Source organism: Mesorhizobium sp. M0048 (assembly GCF_040323405.1).
GTDB lineage: Bacteria > Pseudomonadota > Alphaproteobacteria > Rhizobiales > Rhizobiaceae > Mesorhizobium.
In genome coordinates, this window is the sequence record NZ_JAMYUV010000030.1 from 55,284 (window position 1) to 62,086 (window position 6,803).

A 6,803-nucleotide genomic window follows, 5' to 3' on the forward strand; every position below is an offset into this window, starting at 1 on the left:
AACTTTGCACCAAAACGCACAGGCTGTCGTGCGTGCATAACGAACGATAATGTTGCAGTATCGTTCGTTTTTGTCCTTACGTTAGAAATGGCCGTTGTCGCCCGCGTTTCAACGGTCGCAGGAGAGTGTCAGCGACCAAGACTGGTGGTCATTAAAGGAGGTTGGACGAACACGGTGCACGGGCATATCTGCCACAGACGCTTTCAACCCTGCGGGCGCAAGTCTGTCACCGGCCGGTAGAAGATCACACGCACCGACGGAACAAGCTGGTTGAGGTAATCGAAATCCCGAACATTGCCGGTCAGGACCGTCGCCCCCAGCAGACCGGCCTGGTGAAAGATCAGCGCATCGTTGAGGAAGCGGCGTTCATGCCCCTCCCCTTTCGGCAGACGGCTCAGCCGGAACAGCAGGCCGGCAAGCATGCCGGCGCGTCCCCAGGCGGTGGCGTCGGGTGCATGCAGCCGGTGCACTGGAATGTCTTCAATCGTGCCTGCAACCACTTTCAGGACCGACTTCGTCGTGGGGTGCGCTGGGTCGAGCCGGCCGAACAGGTGGCTGAGCTCGGCAAGGCAGACGGCCGAGTGCTGACAGAGCCGATAGGTCAGAAGGTCATCGACCACTTTGGGCGTGCGCCCCTGAAGGACATCCAGATAGACGCTCGTGTCGAGAAGCAATGCACCGCCGACAGGCGGCTGGTCCCCTGCCCAGGACAGAGCGGAATCCGGCCGCCGTTCCAGCCCGGCACGCCGCTGTGGTTTGAGGGAACGCAGTGCGCTCCCGAGATCAAACGCCAAGATCAATGTCTGCGGTGATGCTGCCCTTGCGGCGGACGAGCCGGGCGCCAAAATCGTCCTCGAGGGCCAGCCGCGACAAGGCGAGCTCCAGCAGCTCAGTGTCGGAGGTCACATGAGCGCGCTTCTTTGCCGCCTCGATCAATTCCGACGGCACCCTGCCGGAAAGACGTGTGTTCTTGGCCGCGCCGAGAAGGCCGACCGCCCTCGCCTGCTCAAGCACCAGACGGTTCCGGGTGTGGGCGATCCGCTCCTCGCTTTCGGCTGCCGTTGCGCCACGTACGCTCATCCTGGATTCTCCTGTTGAACGAAACATAAGGGATGTTGAACATGAAGGCAAGGATCGGCACTGAGAAAGAGGGCCCTAGGAGGTACGCGACCGGCGCAAATCTCGGGAGCTATTGGTCAAGCACCTCGCGGTGGACAATTGGGCGCTTTGGTCGCACGTTGGGGCTCTCAGAATCGCACCACTGTGACATTCAAATGATCGAGAGTTTCGATGGGCAGTCCCCGTAATTTCATGACGCCCATCGACGCGGTCGACACCAGCGACCTGCCTGACATTGTCGACGTCGTCATGAAAATGGGGCACCCGGATGAGGCTCCCTCCCCTTCCACGCAGGTCCTCGACTCGCGACAAGCATCACTGCCTGCGCATCTCGAAAAGCTGGCCGACCGCGCGCGCGATTACGTCGAGGCGGCGAGTTCGGCAAACACCCGTCGCGCCTATGCCGCCGACTGGAAGCATTTTTGCGCCTGGTGCCGGCGCCAGGCGTTTGATCCGCTGCCGCCAGATCCACAAGTCGTCGGCCTCTACATCACGGCCCAGGCCTCAGGATCGGAACGGGACAAAAAGTCTGTGTCGACCATTGAGCGCCGCCTGTCGTCGCTGACCTGGAACTATACGCAACGCGGTCAACCGCTCGACCGGAAGGACCGGCATATCGCCACCGTGCTCGCCGGTATCCGCAATAAACACGCCTCCCCTCCCCGTCAAAAGGAAGCCATCCTGCGCGACGATCTTGTCGCCATGCTGGAAACGCTCGATCGTGGCACGCTGCGCGGTCTGCGCGGCCGCGCCATGTTGCTTTTGGGCTTCGCCGGCGGCTTGCGCCGCTCCGAAATCGTGGGCCTCGATGTTGCGCGCGATCAAACCGAGGACGGGTGCGGCTGGATTGAATTTTTCCCGAACAAGGGCGTGCTGGTTACGCTGCGAGGCAAGACCGGCTGGCGCGAGGTCGAGATTGGCCGCGGCTCGTCCGATGCCACCTGCCCGGTCGTCGCCCTGCAGACCTGGCTGAAGCTGGCCCGCATCGCGCATGGCCCCCTCTTCCGCCGCGTCACGGGGCAGGGCAAAGCTGTGGGCGCCGAGCGGCTCAACGATCAGGAGGTGGCGCGGCTGGTCAAACGCGCGGCCTTGGCCGCCGGCGTGCGCGGTGATCTTTCCGAGGGCGAGCGCGGCCAAAAGTTTTCGGGCCACTCGCTGCGTGCCGGCCTCGCGTCCTCTGCCGAGGTTGACGAGCGCTACGTGCAGAAGCAGCTTGGTCACGCCTCGGCAGAGATGACACGCAAATACCAGCGCCGGCGCGATCGCTTCCGCGTCAATCTAACTAAGGCGTCAGGATTGTAGAGTGCGGTACGCCCCCCCAGCCGCAGGTGACTCTGGATGCGCCAATCCACCCCGGCGCCACAGATCCAACCATCATGTTGATGGGTTTCCAAGGTTTATTGGTGCGGTCGCAAGCCTCCAACTTGAAGAGCTGTTCCCAGCTGGGAACTCAAAGTACGGGTTGTGGGAGAAGTTTGCTTCTCGATGAGTTCTCCAGGATCCTTCGCCGACACGTGGACTGGCCCCGAGGGAAGTTGCCTGGCGACTGCAGGAGCCTCTTGCCCGACGCTGGAGGAAAGTGCGCGTGGACAGGACGCCTACGTGCCAAACGGTGCTGATTGCTGTCAAATCGCGTGGGACGCTTGGCGACAGGTCCGAGCCGCTGAGTTGCCATTCGCGAGGGTCGCTCGGCCCGGAAGGAATGCCTCGTTGCAGGGTAGGGGCAGTGGGGCGTCTAACTTGTCAGCCTGGGGCGATCACCGAAGTGACATCGGAAGCGGCGCGGCATGGCTGCATCACAAACACAACCCATCGTCTCCGACGCACAGGATGGTGACTCCCATAGGACTGCGCGAACTCAGTGCCTCCGTCACAACGGGAATTTCGCCGCCGCGCCAAAGTGGGGGGAGGGGGTATCTCTCCATGCGCCGAAACCTACCTGCGCTTCTGTAGGTCGCTCGCCGCCGTACGCGGAAGCCAGAGGCCAACCGGGTACACCAACGTCGACTATCTACGAGAACAAAACGGGCAAGGGGCTCGCCCGTGCCCCCATGCTGCGTAACCAACTTCATAGCGGTCTTTTTCAATGCCTGATGCGCAACTTTGACGGCACAGAGAAGCCAGCGATAAAGAAAAGTTCCCAGCTGGGAACTGCCCTGTGTCCATTTGCTCGAATTCTCCGAATCGGGCATACCTCCAGTAACGGAAAAACCGCGTAATTCGAAAAGTTGGCGTAGTTGGCGTGGCGTTAACAGCTTGTTAACCACAGTCGCTATCAATAGGCGCTGGGTGCAAGAGGAGAATCTGGGTGACGCGGCATCTAAGTAGCCTTCAGTTCATGAATACCTTTTCGACGAAACTCGAGAAGGCACTCAACAATCTTTCGCTGGCTCAGTATCCTCCTGATGCGATTCGTACGATGCGCAAATTCACTTCGACGGAAGTGGCAGCATTGCTAGGAGTGACTGAAGCTTACATACGGCAGGTCTCCTTAAAAGGGCAGGGACCTGAGCCAGAGACAACGACCACCGGAAAGCGCCTATATTCTGTGGAGCAGGTGCTGGACCTTCGGATGCACCTGGCGGAAAAGGCACGGAAGAAATGGATCAATCCTCGTCGTGTTAAAGGCGAGGATTGCCAGATCATCGCGATCACGAACTTCAAAGGTGGATCGTCCAAGACAGCGACCACTATTCACTTGGGTCATTGGTTGGCACTACGTGGATATCGCGTTCTCGCAGTCGACATGGATCCCCAGGCGTCGTTAACAAGTCTGCAAGGAGCGTTACCCGGATTTGACTACCGAGAAGGTGACACCCTTTACTCAGCGATTCGGTTTGATGATCCGGTGCCAACGGAAAAGATTATCCATCAGACGCATATCATCGGATTCGACGTCATCTGCGCCGGTCTTGAGCTGACAGAATTCGAAACGGCCGTTACCCTTGAGATGCGCAAGAGCGGTGGAACCAGTTTTCTGCTTCGAGTGTCACAGGCCCTCGAACAGGTCGTCGATAGCTACGACATCGTTCTTCTCGACTGTGCGCCGTCACTCAATTTCCTGACACTTTCGTCGCTCACTGCCGCTACCGGAGTCCTAATCCCAGTTCCAGCGCACATGCTCGATGTCGACTCCACAGGGAAGTTTTTGGAGCTGGCCGCATCTTATATGCAAATCCTGGATGAGGCTGGTGCAGGCGCACGTTGGGATTTCGCCAAATTCCTCATCACAAAGTTTGAGGCCAACGACCACCCGCAAGCCAACATGCAGGCCCTAATGCGCCAAGTGTTTGGCGAGGATTTACTTCTGAATTCAGTCTCCAAATCCACTGCGGTTGCGGACGCTCTCACTTGGAAGCAGAGCCTCTATGAAGTGCAACGATCGAGGTTTTCGGCACCTAAAACTTATGATCGTGCAATCGAATCGATCAATGCCGCGAACGCGGAAATAGAAAGCCTCATCACAATGGCATGGAGGCGTGAACAGTGAGCCGTAAAGATTCTAAGGGCATGTTTGCTGCTGTTTTGGGGCAACTCGGGGAGGACAATTCGGAGGAGGGCGTCAGCCGCCGCACGTCATCGCCGCACCTGATGAAGGTGGCGGCTGGTGTTCGCCAAATGCAAGAGCGTAGCGATATCGCCGACAAGTTACTGAAGTCAGGCGAACAGATCATTGAACTCGATCCCGACAAAATACGGCCGTCGTCCATCACCGATCGATATGATGACGCCTACGAGATTTCCGCCATTGCTGAGATCACTGAATCCATGCGGGAGCGCGGTCAAATTGTGCCTGGATTGGTTCGGCCAGTACAAGGCAAGGATGGCGAGTTTCAAATCGTCTATGGTCGCAGAAGATTAGCGGCAGCTAAGCAGCTTGGGATCGGATTCAAAGCGGCCGTCCGCGAGTTAACTGATGAACAAGCAGTCATTTTCCAAGGCGAAGAAAACACCGCTCGAGAGGATCTTTCATACATTGAGAAGTGCGCTTTTGCGCTTGCGCAGCAGGAAGCGGGATACAAACGGGACACCATCTGCGCTTCGCTGTCGACAGGAAAATCGCATGTCTCCGAGATGATCAAAATCGCCTCATCGGTCGACAAGGAGATACTGCAATCGATTGGTAAAGCTCCCGGGATTGGTCGAGGACGATGGCAGGAATTCTCGAACCGCTATTCCATAGACGGCTCACCCGCAAAAGCTTTCGATCTTATTCGCAAAAACAAATTCCGCGAGGCAACGTCCGACGACAGATTCATTATTCTGCTTGAGACGCTTCCATCGGATCATAATGCGATCAAAGAACCTGCGGGTCCGGCCAAGCCATCAAAGCCCAAGATTGCTATGAAATCCTGGGCTGCTCCAGACAAAACAGTCAGCGTCAGCCTCAAAGACAACGGAAAAACTACCATGATTGCCGTGGGAGAGGCTGAAGGATCGCGTTTCGCAGCGTTTATCGCCGGACAACTGGACGACCTGTTTGAGGCCTTTCGGAAGTCCATCACGAAACAAGGAGTCTGAAACCGCAAAAGAAAAAGGCCCCCGAACGGCAAGCCGTGGAAGCCTCTCTCTGAACTAAGCACTCTGAGAATCGCATCTCCACGAATCACTGTCAAGAGTCATTGGCGTCGTTTTGGCGAGCAGGTTTCTTTTGCCTAATCGAGGGTGAAAGAAAATGGAGACGAATATTGCGACGACGCCCTTTGGGCGGCGGCCGATGACGCTTGGCATGATTTCAAGCCAAGTCACCGCAAGGGCCGTGCCGAAGGACGCGATCGTCCACAAATGGCATGTCTTCCAAGATATCAAGGACGCCAGGATCGCTCTGGGCGCCACCGATCGCGCCTTGGCTATTCTCGACGCGCTGTTGTCGTTCCATCCGGACACAGCGCTTTATGGCGACAGCGAACTGGTTGTATGGCCATCCAACGAGCAGCTTATCCGCCGCGCCAATGGCATGCCCCCAACGACCTTACGGCGCCACCTGGCCGTTCTGGTCGAGTGTGGATTGATCATCCGTCGCGACAGCCCAAACGGCAAGCGCTTCGCCCGGAAAGGGCAGGCGGGCGAGATCGAGCAAGCCTATGGCTTTGACATCTCGCCGATCGTGGCGCGCGCTGAGGAGTTCAAGGATCTTGCGGATGCGGTCAGATCTGAGAAGAAGGCATTTCGTCTCGTTAAGGAGCGGCTAACCATATGCCGGCGCGACATCGTCAAGATGATCGACGCCGGGATTGAGGAGGGCGTGCCGGCAAACTGGGGCAGGGTTCAGCAGGCCTACCAGGCGATTGTTGGTCAGATACCACGCACTGCACCTAGGCAGACTCTCGAGGTGATTGCCGAAGAACTTGAAGGCCTTTGGGCTGAAGTGCGTGAAGCATTGGAATCATTTGTAAAAACACAGAAAGTGGACGCCAATGAGTCCCAAAATGGGCGCCACATACAGAATTCAAAACCAGACTCTCAATTTGAATCTGAAAACGGCTCAGGAGATGAAGATGAAGCGGGCGGCAACGTTGCGGATACCGACAACGTACGCAGCCTGCCGAAACGCGAACTGCCGCTAGGGATCGTGCTGGATGCCTGCCCGAACATGCTTTGGCTGGTGAAGGGCGGCGGCGGAATCCGCAACTGGCGTGAATTTCTGGCCGCGGCCGAGGTTGCCCGACCGTCCATGGGCGTCA

The 6,803-nt window shown here is 57.8% G+C and carries 6 protein-coding genes; 4 read left to right on the forward strand and 2 right to left on the reverse strand.

Annotated features, from left to right (window positions below):
* Positions 1 to 203: 203 nt before the first annotated feature.
* A complete protein-coding gene (locus tag NKJ84_RS22130; RefSeq protein WP_352508232.1) occupies positions 204 to 794 on the reverse strand; it encodes a type II toxin-antitoxin system VapC family toxin in 591 nt (196 codons plus the stop codon).
* Entirely contained in the window at positions 784 to 1,080 is a 297-nt protein-coding gene (locus NKJ84_RS22135) for a hypothetical protein (RefSeq protein ID WP_352508233.1), read from the reverse strand. The genes NKJ84_RS22130 and NKJ84_RS22135 overlap by 11 nt, the downstream gene beginning before the upstream one ends.
* A gap of 210 nt (positions 1,081 to 1,290) precedes the next feature.
* On the opposite strand from NKJ84_RS22135, the gene NKJ84_RS22140 reads away from it, so the two are divergent.
* The 4 genes from NKJ84_RS22140 to repC form a co-directional block, all read left to right on the forward strand.
* Positions 1,291 to 2,421, forward strand: coding sequence for a site-specific integrase (locus NKJ84_RS22140; RefSeq protein ID WP_352508235.1), 1,131 nt, complete (start codon positions 1,291 to 1,293; stop codon positions 2,419 to 2,421).
* Between the two features lie 1,006 nt (positions 2,422 to 3,427).
* Positions 3,428 to 4,609 carry a plasmid partitioning protein RepA gene (gene repA, locus NKJ84_RS22145; protein WP_352508236.1) on the forward strand — a complete coding sequence of 394 codons (1,182 nt, stop codon included), beginning with the start codon at positions 3,428 to 3,430 and terminating at the stop codon, positions 4,607 to 4,609.
* On the forward strand, positions 4,606 to 5,640 hold the full coding sequence (gene repB / locus NKJ84_RS22150) for a plasmid partitioning protein RepB (RefSeq protein ID WP_031195483.1): 1,035 nt from the start codon (positions 4,606 to 4,608) through the stop codon (positions 5,638 to 5,640). The genes repA and repB overlap by 4 nt, the downstream gene beginning before the upstream one ends.
* 154 nt (positions 5,641 to 5,794) lie before the next feature.
* On the forward strand, positions 5,795 to 6,803 hold a 1,009-nt coding region (gene repC / locus NKJ84_RS22155), incomplete at its 3' end, for a plasmid replication protein RepC (protein ID WP_352508237.1).

What these genes read in the sequence shown, in the direction of transcription:
- NKJ84_RS22135 (WP_352508233.1), bottom strand. Translation starts at nt 1,080, where the DNA reads ATGAGCGTACGTGGCGCAACGGCAGCCGAAAGCGAGGAGCGGATCGCC.
- NKJ84_RS22140 (WP_352508235.1), top strand. Translation starts at nt 1,291, where the DNA reads ATGGGCAGTCCCCGTAATTTCATGACGCCCATCGACGCGGTCGACACC.